Source organism: Sphingobacteriales bacterium (assembly GCA_016706405.1).
In the GTDB taxonomy this organism is placed as follows: domain Bacteria; phylum Bacteroidota; class Bacteroidia; order Chitinophagales; family UBA2359; genus BJ6.
In genome coordinates this window covers 690692-711225 of the sequence record JADJJT010000001.1, presented here as the reverse complement: position 1 = coordinate 711225, position 20534 = coordinate 690692, and the positions used below count along the sequence as shown (strand labels likewise).

The following is a 20534-nucleotide window of genomic DNA, read 5'->3' as shown; positions in this document are numbered from 1 at the left end:
TATACCACCCTATGGACTATAAAATGAGCTTATTGTTACATTTGCAGTTTATTTAACCGCAATTTCATCAATCAATACGGCGGTATCGAAGATGCTGTCGCCCACATCGCTACAGCGCAAAACCAAGGATACACATTTGCCTTTGTAATTACTGATGTCGAAAGTAGAGGTTTCCCATCCGGTCATATAAACGCCGCCCTGGTCAAATACAATATCCGGAGAAACGCTGGTTAAGTTGCCGGGTATATCCGGATATGCAGCGCCATATTCTGCTGCTACTCCATCTACAGATTTACTGATTAATACGTGTTCGCCAAACTCTTTGGTTACAATAATCACTTCAAACCAGTCTTGATAAGATGAGCCGATGTATTCCAAAAATTCTTCTGAGAAGAAATTCCATTTCAGGGTAAGTTCGGATGCATTAGCAGGCACAATAAATGATTGCGAAATGCGCCCTGAGCTGACAGTATAACCCAATCCGGTAGAAATAATGCCCATATAGCTGCCTTCGGGAGAGTCGAGATAACCCAGTTGACTGATTGCCCTTCCGTCGCCCGATTTTGTCCAGCCTAACATTCCCTTCTCAAAATTGCTGTTTACCAACTCGGTTGCAAATTTCATAGTGCCCGAGCCTTGTATTCTGAAGGTAGCAAAAGGTGTAACAGGGTCTGTAGCGCCTATTTTACTTACTTCGCTGGTAGTTTTATTGTTTTTGGCCAACGTGGTAAACACGTCTTTGGCAACCGTTACGCAAAAGCCGCCATTTACACTTTCGGTATAGCCAAAATAAGTTTTTGCTCCTTTGCCAATAAAGGCATCGCGCAGCGGAGGGGTTTGGTCGCTGCCGCAAAAATTAGCCAAAATAACACTTTGGGGGAAGGTGCCGGCTAAGCCCGAAATGTAGGATGCATATAGTTTATAGACGTTTTTCCTGTTAATAGCATTGCCCTGTTTGCTGATGGTAATATTCATCGAAATGCCCATTTTAGGGCTATCTCCTTGAAGCATAGCTTTATAAGTTTGGTAGGCGGCAGCAGTTGTGTCGGCAATTTCGCCAGTTAAAACGGCTTTACCACCTCCTGAACCGTGGGTAGATAAAACCACCATTCCATAACTCGTCATTTCGGCTATTTTAGCTACATCGGCTTCTTGGTTGGTGTAGGCTGTAACCTGAAAACCACCACAGTCAAGGCTGTCTAAAATGTTGATAATGTGCGGGCGCTCATTGTTTTGCCACGAAGCTTCGTAGGGCGCATATATAAACACATTGCGATTGCCGATGGTATTTGGGTCAAAGTCTTCCATAGTTTTGCCCGAAAAAGTGCCGTTGCCAACGTAGTTTTTACCCCGCGTTTGTTGCGAAACCGGAATTTTGGCTGTAGAGCCCCTATCGCTGCTTGTTTGTGCCAGTTTTGAATATCCGGAAATACCGCCGCGGGTATCAACATAGCCGTTTTCGTCTTCTAAAGAAATGATTGCACCGCCCATTAAGCCCGATTTGTATTTAATTTCAATATCGCCTCCGTTGGTTAAGGTTGCCGATTCTACTTCGGGTTGGCTTTGAATCCAGCTAAGCAGTTGGTTAATAGCGCTTTCTGCGTTGTTTTGACTGCCGCCAAGATAATTGGTTAACTCGTCTGCCATATTGTTTTGTATATCAAGCAGAGCTTTCATATCTTCTCCTTTGATGTCGCTATACACTTTTATTTTAGTTTGTTTCGACTCGACAGCTTCGTTATCGCCTTTAGAATTGGTAATTTCGCCGGTTGCTTTTAAGGTTATTTCGCCTGAAGTTGACTCGGTAATTGTTACTTTGGCGGTATATATATTGTCGCCTTTAATTTCGTCGCCGTTGGCTAAGTTGCCATTATCGAGCAATTCGCCAACTTCAGTAGTGTTTCCGGATGCATCGGTTTTTGCCAATTTTAAAATATTGTTCGCCACAGCTACTCCGGGCGGAACGTGAATATGGGTGGTAACAACGGTAGGCGTATTGACTACCATTTCGCCTGGGGTCGCATCTAAATCGCCTAATGTTGTAGGAATAGGGTCGTCTTTATCACAACTTGGGAAGGTAAAAACAACTAAAAGTAGTAAAAGTGCAACGGTAAGTTGCGAAAATTGTTTTAGTAATTTCATTGGATAGTTAGGTTTATGGTTAGAAAAAAAACTTGGTTAATAAAATGAGATAAACTTGAAATTTACATTAAAATTACAAATAAAAATTGAGGTAAAAAAGCAATTAAAAAAAAATCGTTTCGTTTTCAGTTTGATAAAAAACCAGCCATCTCACCCTTTTTCCTAAAAAGGTGAACACCATTATTATTTGAACATAAAAACCATTTTATTTTCCGGATAAATGACAAAACTAATACCCTTCTGTTCGAAAAACATCAAAATCGTCTCTATCTAATCCGTATTATATAGCTACCCGTAAAATTGGATTTTTAAATCATTTTATAGTTGTTTATTTAGCTATCCTCTCTAATAAGAAAATTCAATTTTGAGCTAAAAAGTTCGGATAAAACGAGAAATCTTTTTCAGGTAGTTGGGGTATCAATTATTTCGTTTGTTTGGGGGCATAGGCACAAATAATACAGCATTTTCCCTTCTTTTTTTGGCCACCTATAGACGTAGGCAAAGAGCGTATTTATTTATTATTTTATTTAATTTTTTCGTATAATTCTAATTCATTGATTTTATAAATTGACTTAAAATTGGTTGAATTGGTTATATGTTGGTAAAAATTATGAACTGCTAAAAAGGCTTGAGCAGGTATTATATGTAGTTGTGTACTATCGCTAGCTTTGCTAAAATACCGATAACGTTGATGGTTTAGCAAAACTATATCCGGATTAAATTGAAGCATTTGATTAAAATTGCCGTGGTTTTCTTTTTTATAGTGTAGAAATTTAGCAGGGATATAGGCGTTTCCGTCGCCATAAATACGGCAATCGGCATCGAAATTTTGCGCTAAAAACTGTCCTATTTTCACAATTGGGCTTTCGGTAGTGCGGGCTAAAAACATTTGCACTTGGGTTTGCATATTTATAATTTCTACTACTAAAAAAACCGTCAAAAAAACGTATAATCCTAAGTTTGACCATTGGTTTTTGAAATATGTAAATTGCCTGTTGGCATTAGCGTCAAACAAATATCCTATTAATAAGGCAGCAAATGGCAAAATAATTGCTATATATCGCGCTTCGTACATGCGAATAGAAACTATAAAATAGCCCAAAACGCCCAAAATCCAAGTTACAATAACTACCTGTGGGGTTATTTGCCGATTTTTGTAATATATAAACAATGTTTTAATCGTTGCCAACAACAAAAATATACTGCCTATTACACCCAATAATTGATTACTGGTTAATAAATGTAACCAATACCAACCGCTTGGTGTTAAATTTGGGTCGGTAAACCATCCGGAGTTTGTTATGGATTGTTGTAAAACCAACCCATTTACAAATTGTAAACCTTTTAAAGTGTATGGGCTAGCTAATAAAAATAATCCGGAAAAAACCACCCAACCCAAAAACAAACCATTGGCGGCAACAATTATTTGTTTGCCTCTCGTTGTTCTACCTTTGACCATAAATAATATAACAAGAAAAAAACCAGCCATGGTTGCAGTCAAATACTGAGTTAAAACAATGTAACGATTAATATTTGGGTTTTCAATAAAACCATCGCTACTAAATAATTTGCTTGCCCAATAATTACCATCAGCGCTTGCCCAAATTAAACAAAAAGCTAAAAGCATAGTTATCCAAGCCCTAAATAACCTTACTGAAGTCAATTTTCCATCGTCAGCTATCTTGTAGTTCCAAAACACAATCAATAAAAACCACAACTGCACAAAACCAAACATCAATAAACCACTATATTTTGCCGCAAAAGCCATAGCTGCTGCTGCAATCGAAGCAAAAAAAGATAGCATAAATTTGTTGTTGGTTATAGGAAGGTTAGATGTTGCAAATTTAATAACAAAGTGCATCGAAACTAACAACCAAAATAACAACATGGTATCAGGGTAGGCAATAGTATTTAAAGTAAATAATACCTTTGGAGCTAAAGAATAATAGGCAACAGCCACAGTATATGCCAATACACCCTTCCAATAAGTTTTTGCCATATAATAAATAAACAACAAGCAACTAATCGAATAAATAAAGGGCACCACACGAAGCACTATTAAAATTTGTGTGTCGGTTAGTGGCAATTGGGTAAACAACGCCCATGTATTTAAAAGCACTAAGCAGGTATTAAAATACAAATGCCCGTGGTAAACCGCATGAAAATAAAATGTATTATTAGTTAAGCATGTTTTTAAAACACCTACATACCCTATTTGGTCGGCATGAAAGGCGTTTACCAAGCGTAAGTCTTCAATACCCCATAAGCACGCAGGTAATATCCAATACGAATAACAAAACAATAAAACAACAAGCCCTATTAGTCGCATGGTTATAAAAAATGTGATATATGTTTGAAGATAAAATGCTGTGCCAAACCTGCCCGCGTATGTAGGCAAAATACATACATTGTTGAATGGGTTTAACTTGAATCGAGTAGTAAATCCGGTAAAAGTTTTTTCCGGAATTGCCATTTCACAGCGCAAAAAAATTTGGTTTATACTCAGTCATGGTATTCGACATTATACAAAATACGTTCTGAGCTTTCGCATATTTCGGCAAATTGCCGGTATAGCTCGGTAACCCGGCTGTTAGACTTCAGCACACATTTTTGCATTTGTAAGCCAAGTTGTTCAAAGTCTTTCAGTTCTATCTCCAAAACTAATGTATAGGCAGGTCCGGTTAGGTCTGTCAGCAACCTAATTTTGACCTCGCTATCATCAGGCTTCGATTGCTTGATTATTTCGAGCCATACTGCTTTGGCATCTTTCATTTTGCCAAATTTAATTCGGAATTCATTTCTTTCTATAAGCATACGGGTATAATTATTTGGTAATTAATTGTGCCTTGGTATTCATAGAATTTTACGCCGAGCGGATTTCAGAGGGCCGGACGTTAAGTTTGCACGCCCCATACTGAGCCAACTCTGACTTTAGCTCTTGTTGCGGCAACTCAAACAAAGGTACAAAAATATAATGTGCTTAGGGCAAACTATTTTGCCCTGCAATTTTTCGACAAAAATGGTGTAGGCCAACTATCTCTCCGGAAGATAATTGTACAACTTGACAGGCTTAGTAGCTAAAATTTCAGTCCGGAATAAACCGTCAAAAATAACAGCTCAAATACCCCTATCCTCCGGAAGAAACAAATATAATTAAATTAGTTAAAATAGATGGCCTTAAAAACTGCCAAAGGTGCACGTCTTCCTACGTTCAAAGAAAGTTTGTCGTTGGCTATTGTGTAATTGTCGGCGAGGGTAAAAACTTTTAAAAATTCGGTTTCGTTTTCCTCAATATCCGGACATGCTTTCATGGTTAGGGCCATATTCTCCTCAAATTTTAACCGCATTCCTTCTTTCAGAGTGTAAGTGCCGTTAAAATAGTTGCATCCTGCAAATCCGGAGACTGTGCCGTCGCTTTTTAGCATAAAATATTGTTCTCTTTCCTGATTTTCTTTCATCGAAACTTTTTGCCCATCTAACTCAACAAGCTTCCAATATTTGTTTACTATTTCGGCTTCGTTGGTGTTTTTAAATGTTGCCAATGTTTTTTTGTTTTTATCCTTTAAGGTAAGTATTTTGTTTTGAATTTGGGTAAATCGGGCATTTTTTAACGCTTCTAAGTACTCATCCTCTATTTTCATTTGGCTTTCGGGGCAAGCCATACGTGTAGCACCCAACTGGCTCAAATCAATTTGGCCTTTACTGCTCATTTTATACTTACCCAATAGTCTATTGCAGCCGGCAAAGCCATAAACCTCATTATCTGTTGAAAATGCAATACTCAAGGGCTCGGCCTGTTGAACGGCTTTGCCATTCAGTGTTTGTAGTTCCCAATTTCCGGTTAAATTTTTTGCCATGTCAAGTTTGTTTTTTTGCACAGAACAACTCACCATCAAAACAGCGAGAAACAATCCTATAATTTTTTTTTCATAATGTTTATTTTTAAATTATATTTGTTTGGCGGCATTGCCTGTGTAATGAAACATTTAAACAACTATTAAGTTTAAAAGCTAAGTTTGATTGGGCATAACTATTGGCAAATTTGTTAAACACGACCTCAACTTTACACACTTTTTTAGACACTACCATAATAGTAATGCTTTCGGAGGTTTTTAGCCTAAAAAATGTCCATTAAGCCACCAAATATAAAAAAGCGCAATACCACTCCTAGTCAGTACTGCGCTTTTTTATGTTGGCAAACCAATTTAAAGCTACCTGATTAAAGTAACATTGCCCTTGCGTTTTTCGGTTGTGCCATCATAAAAATACACAACTGCATGATAAACATAAACAGCTAATGGGCAATGACCCCCCTTGTAATAACCATCCCAGCCATCGGTGTATGGAATTTGCAAGGCTTCAAATTTTTTATTCCCCCAACGGTCGTAAATAAACAAATCTACTTTATCTATATTGTATCCGTTTAAGTGGAATATATCATTTAGGCCATCGTTGTTTGGCGAAAAAGCATTTGGAACAATTACGGTATTGGTAAGCAGCACGGTAATTTTAACGGTATCAGCCGCTTTACAACCGTATTCGTCTTCCATCAAAACATAGTAAACACCTGTTGCACTTGGCGTAATAACAGGGCTTTGCTCTGTACTTCCGGCAATACTTTCTGAAAGTGGTATTAGCGGATGTTTGGGGGTTTCTAAGTCATTATCCCACTCAAAACTTAGTTCACCCTCTAAAACAGATGCGCCTACGGTGTTTAGTATAACTTGTTCGCCGTAGTAAATAGTAGTATCGTTTATGGTTTTAACACTTGCATCCGATACGCTAAAGGTAGCATCATACGAGTTGGAACAACCATGCACATCAACTGTCAGGCTTACCGGAAGTGTTCCTGCTTCGTTAGGGGTTACGTTGTGGGGGCCTTGTCCGGTGTAATTTTGCCCTGCAATATTCCAGTTATAAGTAGCATCGGCAGCAGCAGTGCCTGTAAATTCAAAAGAAACAACATCGCCCAAGCAAATAATTGGTACATCGGCAAACATAGCAGTAGGTGTTTCGTAAACGGTAAGCGTAATTGAGGTGCCGTAAGGACAATTTAACGGACTGATATAATCGTAAACAATAGTATGCGTTCCGGGACCTGCCATTGCCGGGTCAAATAATCCGGATGGGCTAACGCCCGGCCCACTAAAAGTACCGCCTGCGGGTAAGCCTACAAACTGTGCCACCTCATCGGTATTGCAGTATTCGGCTTTCCATCCGGTAATATCGAGCGTTAGCGGTGGGCAAGGGTTGGTAGTACATTCAACGGTATGTGTATTGCCTGCTTCGCAGGTGCTTGGCATGGTAGCGGTTACGGTGCACGAAACGGTAGTATTAACTGCCAACCCCGATACGATGTAGTTAAGGGTTGTGGCGGGCAAGGTAAAGGCCGGCGCACCATCTATTGAAACCTGAAAATCTATTGCGCCCGAAACAGCAGTCCACTTAAATTCTATACTGGTTTCAGTTATCATGCCGCAGGTTAAAGTAAAGTCAGGTGTTATGCCTTCAACAATAACGGTTGCAATAAGTTGGCAACCTGTGGCATCTGTTGCGCTTACCGTGTAGGTTCCGGGTGCCAGCCCTGTAGCGGTAGCTGTTGTTTGCGCAGGGGTGGTGTTCCATATATAGGTTAGCGGTAGCGTGCCGCCGGTTACTGTTACAGTTGCCGTACCTTCGTTTGTGCCGCAGGTGGCAGGTGTTGCCGTTATATTGTCGAGCGAGGGACCCGATGCGTTCGGAACATTTACGGTAGTTGTTGCCCAACAGCCTTTGCTGTCGGTTACGGTTACGGTATAAACACCCTGTGCTAAATTGTTGGCATAATTGCTGTTTAGGCTTAGGTCATGGCTCCACGAGTAGGTTAAACTGCCGTTGCCCCCCGTGGCTATAACACTGGCATCGCCATCGCTTTGATTGCAGGTAGCAGGGGTAATTTTTTCGGGGGCGAGACTTGGGCCCGGTATATCGTTAATACTTCCGGATATTGCGGCAGTACAGCCATTGGCATCGGTAACAGTAACATTGTAAGTGCCTGCTAACAAATTGGCAGCATCCGGATTATTCAAAAGTGCATCGTGCGACCAGCCATAGGTGTAAGCACCTGTTCCGCCATTAGCAACGGCATTCATTGTTCCTAAGCCTTGTGCGCAATAATCGTCGCTTGTAGCACCCCATACAATATTTGGGCCTTCAACAAAGCCTACGTTGGCACTTACGGCATCTTTACAGCCTTTGCTATCGGTTACGGTAACAAAATAAGTGCCTTGGGCTAAACCGTTTGCCGTTGTACTGTTAAGCGTTGCATCTTGGCTCCAAGAATATGTAAAGCCACCCGCGCCGCCGGTTGCCTCAACAGTTATACTTCCCAACAGTTGGTTGCAAATATCGGGACTTGTACTTATAACAGAAACGGTAGGCGCATCTTTGTCGGTAACTTCTAAGGTTATTTCGGCTGTGCACCCAGCTTGGTCTGTTACTTTTACAACGTAAACCCCCGATGGAATATTTAGTGCTTCATCTGTTGTAGAAACATTGGGTGTCCAGGTATAGGTAAGCGCGCCCGTGCCACCCGAGGCAAGTACTTTCGCCGAGCCGTCACTTTGTCCGCAACTCGCCAGTGTAGTATTGTCTATTGCAACTGTTGGGCCGGCAATATCGTTAATAACCACGTTAAGCACTGTTTGGCAATTATTCGCATCTGATACGGTTACGGTGTAATTGCCTGCTAATACATTTATTGGATTATTTCCAGCAAGTTTCGCATCTGACCATGTGTAGCTCAAAGGAGCAGTTCCTCCTGTTGTGGTTATTGTTATACTGCCATCGGCCTTGCCACAATGTGCATCAGTGGCGCTAAATGTAGCAGTTGGTCCGGGTTGGTCTGTAATCGTAACAGATATTGTAGCCGTGCAATTATTAGCATCAGTAGCGGTAATAAGGTAGGTGCCGGGGGCAATATTATTAGCAGTAGTTGTAGCACTAACATTTGGCAACCAAGCTAAGTTTACGGTGCCAGTGCCACCGGTTACAGCAATTTCTATTGCTCCATTATTGACCGAGCAAGTAGGGTCGGTTTTGTTTACTAAACTTATTTGTGGCCCTAATTGCTGCTCGATATTAAAGTTGGCAGTAACAATACAACCTTTAGCATCGGTTAGCGTTACGCTATAGGCGCCTTCGGCTAATCCGGAGGCAGTAGTGGCGTTTAAGCCCGCATCTTGCGACCAACTCAACGTAAATGGCGCAGTTCCACCCGAATAAGTTACGATAGCTGTGCCATTGTCGTTGCCGCAGATTGCCGGAGTTACTGCTACACCATCAATAACAGGCGCATCTAACATGCCAACGGTTAGAGTTACCGAGGCAGTACAACCCTTGCTGTCTGTAACGGTTACGGTATAGTCGCCGGCGGCAATATTATTGGCAGTAGTGCTGTTTAGCATAGCATCGTGCGACCACGACAGGGTTAATGGAGGGGTGCCGCCGCTTACATCAACACTTGCCGAGCCGTCACTTTGTCCGCAACTCGCTGGTGTGGTATTGTCTATTGCAATGGTTGGGCCGGCAATATCGTTAATAACCACGTTAAGCACTGTTTGGCAATTATTCGCATCTGATACGGTTACGGTGTAATTGCCTGCCAATACATCTATTGGGTTATTTCCAGCAAGTTTCGCATCTGACCATGTGTAGTTCAAAGGAGCAGTTCCTCCTGTTGTGGTTATTGTTATACTGCCATCGGCATTGCCACAATGTGCATCAGTGGCGCTAAATGTAGCAGTTGGTCCGGGTTGGTCTGTAATCGTAACAGATATTGTAGCCGTGCAATTATTAGCATCGGTAGCGGTAATAAGGTAGGTGCCGGGGGCAATATTATTAGCAGTAGTTGTAGCACTAACATTTGGCAACCAAGCTAAGTTTACGGTGCCAGTGCCACCGGTTACGGCAATTTCTATTGCTCCATTATTGACCGAGCAAGTAGGGTCGGTTTTGTTTACTAAACTTATTTGTGGCCCTAATTGCTGCTCGATATTAAAGTTGGCAGTAACAATACAACCTTTACCATCGGTTAGTGTTACGCTATAAGCGCCTTCGGCTAATCCGGAGGCAGTAGTGGCGTTTAAGCCCGCATCTTGCGACCAACTTAACGTAAATGGCGCAGTTCCACCCGAATAAGTTACGATAGCTGTGCCATTGTCGTTGCCGCAGATTGCCGGAGTTACTGCTACACCATCAATAACAGGCGCATCTAATACACCAACTGTTTGGGTAACAGTAGCCGTACAACCTTTGCTGTCTGTAACGGTAACGGTATAGTCGCCGGCGGCAATATTATTGGCAGTAGTGCTGTTTAGCATAGCATCGTGCGACCACGACAGGGTTAATGGAGGGGTGCCGCCGCTTACATCAACACTTGCCGAGCCGTCGGCGGTGGCACATCCGGCGGGGGTTGTACCTGTTGGAGTAAGTACAGGTGGGTTATCTTCTTCTATCGTAAAATTAACAATATCGGTGCAACTATTGGCATCGGTTATGGTAACGCTATAATCGCCTTTTGCCAGAGAATTTGAGGAATTTGTAGCGCTGACATTTGGTAGCCAATCATAAGTAAATGGAGATGTTCCTCCGGTGGCGGTAAGGGTAGCCGAACCGTTAGCTTGTCCGCAGGCAGCTTTACTTAATCCGGTTAGTGTTAAATCGGGGCCGGCAATATCATCTATGGTTACACTTGCTGCAGCTTTACAACCGTTGGCATCGGTAACTTCTACATTATAAGTTCCTGCGGCTACATTATTTAAGTTGTTGCCTTGTGTTCCATTACTCCAAACAATAGTCAGAGTGCCGGTTCCACCTGTTGCATTCACCTCTGCCGATCCATTAGAATTGCCGCAGGTCGTTGCATTTATGCTGATAACTGTTAGAATGGGCGCGTTCAAATCGCTTATAGAGGCATTGCCGATTGTTTGGCAACCATTGGCATCGGTTACGGTAACTTGGTAAGAGCCAGCTTTTAATCCGGATAGGTTTGCTGAACTTCCCCCACTCGACCAGTTATAGGTATAGGGCGATGCACCCCCACTTACCGAAGCGTTCGCTGTTCCATCAGCTTGTCCACAACTCGATTGTGTGGTTGTTATTGAAACAACCGGGGCGGGGGCATCGGCTATACTGTAACTTGCACTTGTAATACAGCCGCCGGCATCGGTTACGGTTACGGTATAGCTTCCGGCTTTTAATCCGATTCGGTTTGGGCTGTTTATCAACAAATCATCTGACCATTGATAGTTGTACGGAGATGTGCCACCGCTGACGCTTATTTCAATAGATCCGTTTTTATTGCTGCATGTTTCGTTTACTATGTTTACAAGGCTGATAATTGGACCCGGTATATCGTTTATAATTCCGGATAAAACAGCAGTGCAGCCGTTGGCATCGGTAACAGTTACGGTATAGTTTCCGGATTTAATATTTAAGGCATCGCTGGCATTTAGGTTTGCATCGTGCGACCATGCGAATTTAAGCGGAGCTTTACCTCCCGTAGCGCTTACTTTCATTAAACCATCTGGATTTCCACAGTGTGCATCGGTGGTTTTTACCAAACTCAAGGTTGGCCCAGGTGTATCGAACACATCAAAACTTGCCGATTCCATGCAACCAAAATCGTCGGTAACGGTAGCGGTATAAGTTCCGGCACCAATATTATTTAAGGTTGTGCCACTGTTGGGCACTGGCGACCAGTTAAAGGTGAGTGGCCCGTTTCCTCCAAATGCCTCTACCTCTATTTTGCCATTTTGGGCTGTACAGGTTTCGTTTACTAAATCAACCAAGGCAAGTGTAGGCCCATCTAAATTATCAACCGCTAAGTCAACAACGGCTATGCAACCAGCAGCATCGGTAAGGGTAACAGTGTATGCCCCCGTCATTAAGCCATTTGCTAATGGGCTGTTTAACGAACCATCATGCGACCAGGTATAAGAATATGGGGTAATGCCGCCCGTTGCCTCAACCTGTGCCGAACCATCGCTTTGGAAACAGTGGGCTGGCTGCACATCAAGAATTGCCAATAATGGCCCGTCTATTAAGCCTACATCTGCGGTAAGGGTTGTCTGGCAATTGTTTGAGTCGGTAATGGTAACGGTATAGCTGCCCGATGTTAAATTATTGGCATCGGGGCTGTTAAGGGCAGCGTCATGGCTCCATGCGTAGGTATAAATTCCGGTGCCGCCTGAAGCACTTATATTAATGCTTCCAATACCTTGCCCGCAGTTATCGGGTATTGTGCCATTTAAAACTACCGATGGTCCGGCAACAACGTCTATTGTTGCGCTTAGTGCATCTTTACAGCCTTTGCTGTCGGTAACCGTTACGCTGTATGTTCCGGAAGCTAAGTTAGTAGCCGTTGGGCTGTCTAAACCCGCATCGTGCGACCATGAGTAAACAAAGCCACCTGAGCCACCCGATGCATCAACGGTAATACTACCATTTAACTGACCGCATATTTCGGGAGTGGTATTAATCAGTACAATACTTGGAGCATCTTTATCGGTTACTTCAACCTCAACGGTTGCAGTACATCCGGCCTGGTCGGTAACGGTTACCTGGTATAAACCCGATGGAACATTATTAGCCAAATCGCTGTTAGATACATTAGGCAACCATGTATAAGTTAATCCTCCTGTTCCTCCCGATGCTATAACACTTGCCGAGCCGTCGCTTAGACCGCAATTAGCTTGGGTGGTTGGGCCGGCGGAAATAGTGGGTCCGGGAATGTCGTTTACAGTCATGTCAAGGTTAAAGGTGCAGCCATTTGCGTCTGTAATAGTTAAGCTGTATGCCCCTGCCAATATTGAGACTATATTTGTGCCGCTTAATGCCGCATCAGACCAATTATAGGTAAGCGGTGCTGTGCCGCCAGACACCTGTACATTTATACTGCCATCGGCTTTGCCACAATGGGCATCTGTTGTTGTAAAGGTTGCCGTTGGTCCCTTTAAGTCGATTAACGCTACATTAATAGAAGACTTGCATCCATTGACATCGGTAGCTGTTATAACGTAATTGCCCGGAGCCAAATCTGTTGCTTTTGATTGGGTTTCGGTGGTATTTGGCAACCAACTTAATGTTATTGCTCCTGTGCCCCCGGTGGTTGTTACTTCTATTGTTCCGTTGTTAAGCGAGCAAGTTGGGTCGGTTTTTGCCACTAAGCTAATTTGTGGACCTAATTGTTGTTCTATTGTAAAATTGGCCGAAACTACACAGCCTTTACCGTCTGTCAGTGTTACGCTGTACGAACCTTCGGCTAATCCGGATGCGGTGGTACTGTTAAGTGCGGCATCTTGCGACCATGATAAGGTATAAGGGGGATTGCCGCCCGAATAAGTTACGTTTGCGGTGCCGTTGTTGTTGCCGCAGGTTGCGGGGGTTACGGCTATACCGTCTATGGTTGGCGGGGGCAATGTGCCAATGGTAAGGCTAAGTTCGGCTTTACAGCCTTTGCTGTCGGTTACGGTTACGCTATAACTGCCCGAAGCAATATTGCTGGCTGTTGTGCTGTTTAGGGTAGTATCGTGGCTCCATGTATAGGTTAATGGGGGGGTGCCTCCTTGTCCGTTTACGGTTGCGCTGCCATCGGCAGTGGCGCAGCCGGCATCGGCGGTGCTAACCAAGTTTAGAGTTGGCCCTGGCAAGTCATTAATGGTAAAATTAGCAGAGGCTGTGCAGCCATTGGCATCGGTAACGGTAACTGCATAATTGCCCGCAGGGATATTAACAGCCTGATTTCCGGAGGATACATTTGGCGACCATGTGTAGGTAAGTGCGCCAGTGCCGCCTGTTGCGGTAACGGTTCCAGAACCATTGCTTTGCCCACAGTTGGCATTAATTGTTTCGGTAACGGCTAAAGTAGGTCCGGGAATATCATCTATCGTAATAGAAACCACATCTTTGCAGCCATTGGCATCGGTTACGGTTACACTGTAAGTGCCGGCTAATAATCCGGATGCAGTATTGCCCGTATTGCCATTAGACCAATTAATTGTTAAAGGTGCAGCACCGCCAGTAGCTGCCACTTCAGCAGTTCCATTTGCATTGCCGCAGGTAGAATTAGTGGTGCTTACAATGCTTAATGTGGGAGCATCCTGGTCAGATATGTCGGCAGTTGCAACTGCTTCGCAGCCATTGGCATCTGTAACGGTTACGCTGTACGAGCCTGCAGGTACACCCGACAAGGTGTTGCCCGTTGCCCCTGTTGACCAAACGTAGGTATATGGTGTTTTGCCGCCTGCGCCCGAAGCCGTCGCCGAGCCGTCGCTTTGCCCACAACTCGATTGATTAGTGGTTACACTGGCAGTTGGGGGCGGGGTGTCGGTTAGGGTATAGGTAGCAACAACTTGGCAGCCAAAAGCATCGGTAACCGTAACAGTATAGCTTCCTGCCATTAAATTATTGCGGTCGGGTGTAGTAATTGTTGCATCATCAGCCCACGCATAGGAGTAGGGGGGCGTGCCACCCGAAGCAGTAACACTAAGTGCGCCATTGGCTTCGCTACAGGTGGTGTTTGTGCTGCTTTGTAGGGATACAGTTGGGCCTGGTATATCGTTTAAAGTGATGATTGTTTGGTCTTTGCAGCCGTTGGCATCTGTAACAGTTACAGCATATAAACCCGATTTTAAGTTAATGGCATCGGCAGCGTTAAGGGTTGGGTCGTGCGACCATTTAAAGGTAAGTGGGGCAGTGCCGCCTGTTACTGACACTTGAATTGAGCCATCACTTTGCCCGCAGTGAGCATCAGTGGTTGTTACGGTGATTTCGGGTTTTGGTGAGTCAAAAATTTCGTAGGTTGCGGTTACGGTACATCCGGCAGCGTCAGTTACGGTAACGCTATACACGCCTGCGGTTATTCCGGATAATACATTGCCAAAGGCCGAAATTGGCGACCATGTATAGGTGTATGGGAATAGTCCCCCTTCGACTGTGATTTCTATTTTTCCATCATTTTGTGTACACATGTCGTTTGTAAGCACTACTGCGGTAATATCGGGCGGTGGAACGGCAACAATTTCAAAGTCGGCAGTATCGCCACAGCCCCAGGTATCGGTAACAGTTACCGAATAAAAGCCATCGTCTAATCCGGAAGCAAATGGACTATCGAGGGTTGGGTCGTGCGACCAGTTAATATCTATTGTTGTTGGGTCGGTATTTCCGGAGGGGTCGAATATAACGGTTGCCGTTCCGTTGTTTTGGTCGCAGAAATTAGCACTTGTTTGAACAGAAATTTTTGGTGCCGGATAATCTATTATTGTAAATGGCATAGTTGCAATACAGCCATTGGCATCTGTAACCATAACGCCATAATTGCCCGGAAGAATATTGGTAGAGGTATTGGTGGTTTCGCTTGGGTCGTTTGACCATGTGTAGGTGTATGGCGGGGTGCCGCCTACTACCGTTACGGTTGCATTACCGTCGGGTTGCCCACAGTGTGCGCCGTTCGTTAAAACACCAATAATAGTTGGTCCTGGAATTTCGTCAATGGTAACAACCTCAGCTACTATGCAACCCATTGCATCTGTTATTTGTATAGTGTAAGTTCCGGTGAATAGATTTTCTACGGTATTGTCGCCGTCTGGGTTGCTGGCGTTAAAGGTGTAAGTTAGCGGTGGAGTGCCGCCACTTGCATAAACGGTAAATGCGCCAATGCCTTTTCCACAAATATCGGGGGTTACGTCAATACTGTCAATAACGGGGGCACCTAAGTTATTGATGGTGGCAATGGCTTCTATGGGGCAGCCGTACATATCGGTTACGGTAACACTATAAACACCTGCTGCCAACCCAAAGGCAACAGGGCCGGTTTGCCCCGGTATAGACCATGTATAGGTATATGGGGGGGTGCCGCCGCTTACATTGACTTGAATTTGCCCATTTGCCTCGTTGCAAATTGCATCGGTAACAAAGGTTTCTATGAGGTCGGGGCCAGGTATTTCGTCTATTACTGCTGTGGTTGAGTCTGAGCAGCCGTTCATGTCTGTAACAGTGATACTATACGTTCCGGCAGACAAACCCGATGCATTTGGTCCGGAGCTTACGCTCGGGTTCCATGTGTAGGTATAGCCGGGTGTGCCGCCCACAGCACCTGTTGAAATGCTACCGTTTGCTTGGTCGCAATTTTCGGGAACAGTTGTTGGGGGTAATATTTGAAGTAACGAGGGTTGGTTTATAACAACGTTGCCGGTTTCGGTGCAGTTATTGGCATCTGTTACCGTTACGTTATAAGCGCCGGCGGGGGCAGTAATTACGGCGGTTGTAGCACCGTTTGACCACAAATAACTGTATCCGGGAGTGCCGCCCGAAACCGATACTGTTGCCGTGCCATCTTCGCCAAAGCATAAGGCGGGGGTGCTTGAGGTGGTTACAATTAATGGAGGGGGCTGGTTGATTACAATAACAACAGATTCTTGGCAGCCATTTGCATCAATTGCTAAGGCGGTATAAACTCCGGCTAATAAATTGGTTGGGTTTTGCTCGTTGTTTGGTATTGAGGTGGGTCCAGACCATACAATTGTTACAGGTGTTACGCCTCCGGTTAAATTTAAATTAATGGAGCCAGTTGCATCGCCATTACAAAGCACATCTTCCGCTGTTGGATTCATATCGATTGGTATAGACAAGTCGAGTACATCGGCGCTTAGCTCGACTGTACAGCCGTATAAGTCTGTTACCGTTACGTTGTAGGTGCCTGCAGGCAATCCGAATGCTGTGTTGGTGCTGCTTACGTTGGGGTTCCAGGTATAAGTAATTGGCGATGTGCCGCCGGTGGTAGTAACTGTAGCACTGCCGGTTCCGCCGGGGCATAAAATATCTGTTTTAGAAATGGTAGCGTCTATGTCGTCTAATTCAACATCGGCGGTTGTTTCGTTTTGGCATCCGTTTGCATCGGTTACGGTTACGCTGTAGGTGCCGGGGGCATTAACGGTAATAGGGTTGGTTGTTTCGCCGGTTGACCATATATAGGTTACACCGCCCGAAGCTGTTAAATTTATTGTGCCGCCGTTACATAACAATCCGGGAACGTTTATTGAAGGGGTGGGTAGTTGATTTACCGTAATTGTTGCATCTCCAACCGCCGTGCAGCCAGTTCCGGAATCGGTAAACACCGCATAATAAGTAGTTGTTGAGGTGGGGCTTACGTTGCCTGTTACGGGGCTGCCGCCTGGTGGCGGAGCTGTGAACCAATCATACGTACCGCTACCGCCGCCATTTAGGTTGGTAATAGGAATTGACTCGCCAATACATATTTCAGCATCATTTGTCTGTACGGTGGGGGCGGGTATAATGGTTATTGTAAATACATCGGCAAGGCTGTAGCAGTTATTGGAGTTTTGACCTATGACCCAAAAATCATAAGTTCCTGGCGTATCGGTATCAACGTAGGGATTGGGGTCAAATGAATTGCCGGTAAAAATGGCCGATGCTCCTCCGGATGGATCATTTTCAAACCACTGCGCGGTGCCTGAATAGGGTAAGTTTGCGTCTATATTGCTTAAAACATCGCCTTGGCAGGCTTCTATATCATCAACGTCTGGTGTTTCGGGTACAGGCGGATTGGTTAGGGTTACAGTGCCGGTTTCGGTGCAGCCTTTATAATCGGTTACGGTTACCGTGTATGTGCCTGCCGATAAGCCGCTAATTGTTTGCGTGGTGCCACCCGTTGACCACACATAAGTATAGGGCGAGGTGCCGTTGCTTGGGTTTGCAGTTGCCTGCCCGGTGCTGCCATTATTACAAAGTGGGTCGGTACTTGTAACGGTAACGGTAATATCAGTCAGCGTAATTACGCCGGTACTGTTGCTGGTATTGGTACAAGGGTTGGCATCAGTTACGGTGTTGATGGTATAAGTGCCGGGGGCATCCACTACAAGCACGTATGGCGAGGTTGCTATGGTTATGGTTGCAGTTGTGCCATCGGGTTTAGTATAAGTTAGTGTCCATGGAGCAGTTCCGGTTAGATTAATAGTAAGTGAAGATGTAGCGCCGGGAGCATCACAAATGGTATTATTGCCCGCAAAATTGGCGGTGGGTAAATTATATATGACAAGGGTTAAATCGTCTTCTGACTCTATGTCGCAGTCGTTAAAATACGTGTAAGTTACGGTATATGGGGAGGTTGCCACGTTGGGGTCAAACATTCCGGTATTGGCATCAATGATACCCGACCCCGACCATGTACCGCCCGGAACATCGGCATCGAGGTCAATGGGGGCATCGTTTTTACACATGGGTCCGGGGTCAATGATGTTTACCGGAGTGGGGTCGTCATTTACATCTACGGTAACAGAAGCCGTAGCAGTATTATCGCAAAGGTCGGTTACGGTTACGGTGTAGGTGGTAGTGGTATTGGGGTACACTACAAGTGGGTTTACGTTGCCGGCACCTGTACTCCACGAAAGCACTTTATCGGTAGCTATGCCGGCACCACCCGTTACGGTGGCAGTAAGGGTAACGGTATCGCCGGGGCAAACGGGATTTGGTGTTGCTGTTAAGGTAATGTCTAATTCTGTTGCGTCTTTTATTAGCAAGGTTTTTGTAATAGTGGTGGGGTTACACGGGCAGCCCGATGGAATAGTTAAGGTAATTGATTCAATACCTTCGGTTAAGCCGTCTAAATAGGCATCTATAAAAAGGGTGTACGAGCTTTGCCCGGCGGGTATGGTAATGGAGGTGGGTATAGTGTTGCAGTCGGTTCCGGGGGTTGCCGTACCCGAAATAGTTATACCGGTTATTGTTAAAGGTTGGCTTAAATCGGAGGAATCTTCGCGGAGAAAGGTAAAAAAGCCGTCATCGCAGCCTTCGTACATAAGGTTGATACTGGTATTGCCGTTTACACCTGCATTTACATCAAAACCCGTACCTGCATCGAAACTGCCTTCTTCTAAAAATACACCCGAGTCAAGTATATGGTCTGAGCAGTCGGATATGGCTAATTTAATATGGTAGGTTTGGCAGGGCGTTAAAGTGGGTGTTGTAGCCGTTAGCACAACGGTAACGCCGTCGTACTCTACGTTTAGCCCTGCATTGCTTGGACACGAACCTGCGTTGCCTACAAAATAGGAGGTGTTTGTATTTTGATTTACATTGTTAATTGAAACGGCAGTAGTGCCATCGGGCAATAAGGCGATGTTTACTGCACCTCCGGAATAGGGCCCGGATATGCCGGGTCCGGAGATAAAAAAGCCAAATACATCGCTAAAACTACTTGGTGCCCACTCGCAATATTCTTCAGAGCCAAAAACGTAGTTAAAAGTAGCTACGTCTTGCGTGGGTACAAAATCAAAAGAAAGAATAGCGGCATCGTAGGTGGGGTACGAGCTGGTTTGTAGCAGGTCAAGGTCGGCGTCACCGCCAAGCCCTAAATCTGTGCCAGTACCTTCGTTGTTGTTAGGCCCGTTGGCATTGCTGCAATTGCCCGAAGCCAAAATTACACCACTTGCAATACCTATTGGCGCACTGCCTCCGGTAAAGTACCCGCGTGCGGCGGTGGCTCCGGTATAAGTTATATTTGTTGCCGTAACACAGTCAGAACCGTTTAGCAGTATGGTTTGCACTAATTGCGAAGTGGAGTAGGTACTAGAACTTGCAGTTAGCTGTGCCTTAAGTTTTTGTTGAGAAATAACTATTAAAAGTAGGGTGATAGTTATTAGGGCATGGGTAATATTTTTTACCATAGCGATATTGTATATAAGCGTTCAATAAAATAAACTTACAAATACAATCTCTATGGAGTAGCTATCACTTAAATACTAATAAAACCCAAACCAACACACAGTTCTCTTTTTTTTAATTCACAAATTTACATTATATTACTTGATTTGCTTAATGTACGAGTAAAAGCTTACTAATACAAATTAGCCGCTTGTTTAAAAATTTCCTCTAAATTACAATTGAATAATGTAAATTTTACGCCATAGAAATCAATTAATATAAACTATTGTTAAATGGCTGTGTGTTGAGTACGGAATATTAGATAAATGCAGTTATATAGGTGCGATTTTGCGCTAAAGGTAGAATTAATTTTATAAACTTCAACTTACAATTTGTAAATGTTTTAACAATAATTGGTAAAGTTGAAGACATAAGGTAAAAATCCTGTTAAAAAATGGTTGGTTTTGGCAAAACATATTGCTAAAAATAGTCAACAAATCATCCGGATAAATTATTATTTACAAATAATATTAATTTTATTTAATATAAAATAATACACATAAAATTGCAACCCAAATCCACTTAGTAAATACGATATTATAAGTAGTTGGGTTGCTTGAAAAAAACTTAATAACGTTTCGGGTTGTTTGGGGGATTCAATATTGGTAGTACCCCCAAATGGTGTTGGCAAA

At 43.9% G+C, this 20534-nt stretch carries 5 protein-coding genes; all 5 read right to left on the bottom strand.

Annotated elements, in window-relative coordinates; all coding sequences use genetic code 11:
• Positions 1-48 precede the first annotated feature (48 nt).
• Positions 49-2142 (bottom strand): choice-of-anchor L domain-containing protein, encoded by a 2094-nt coding sequence (locus tag IPI59_02805; protein ID MBK7526493.1) that lies wholly within the window; start codon positions 2140-2142, stop codon positions 49-51.
• Between the two features lie 523 nt (positions 2143-2665).
• On the bottom strand, positions 2666-4627 hold the full coding sequence (locus IPI59_02800; GenBank protein MBK7526492.1) for a hypothetical protein: 1962 nt from the start codon (positions 4625-4627) through the stop codon (positions 2666-2668).
• A 17-nt stretch (positions 4628-4644) separates the two neighbouring features.
• A complete protein-coding gene (locus IPI59_02795) occupies positions 4645-4956 on the bottom strand; it encodes a hypothetical protein (protein ID MBK7526491.1) in 312 nt (103 codons plus the stop codon).
• Between the two features lie 344 nt (positions 4957-5300).
• Entirely contained in the window at positions 5301-5999 is a 699-nt protein-coding gene (locus tag IPI59_02790) for an META domain-containing protein (GenBank protein ID MBK7526490.1), read from the bottom strand.
• A 354-nt stretch (positions 6000-6353) separates the two neighbouring features.
• Positions 6354-19865 carry a choice-of-anchor L domain-containing protein gene (locus IPI59_02785; protein ID MBK7526489.1) on the bottom strand — a complete coding sequence of 4504 codons (13512 nt, stop codon included), beginning with the start codon at positions 19863-19865 and terminating at the stop codon, positions 6354-6356.
• Positions 19866-20534: the final 669 nt, after the last annotated feature.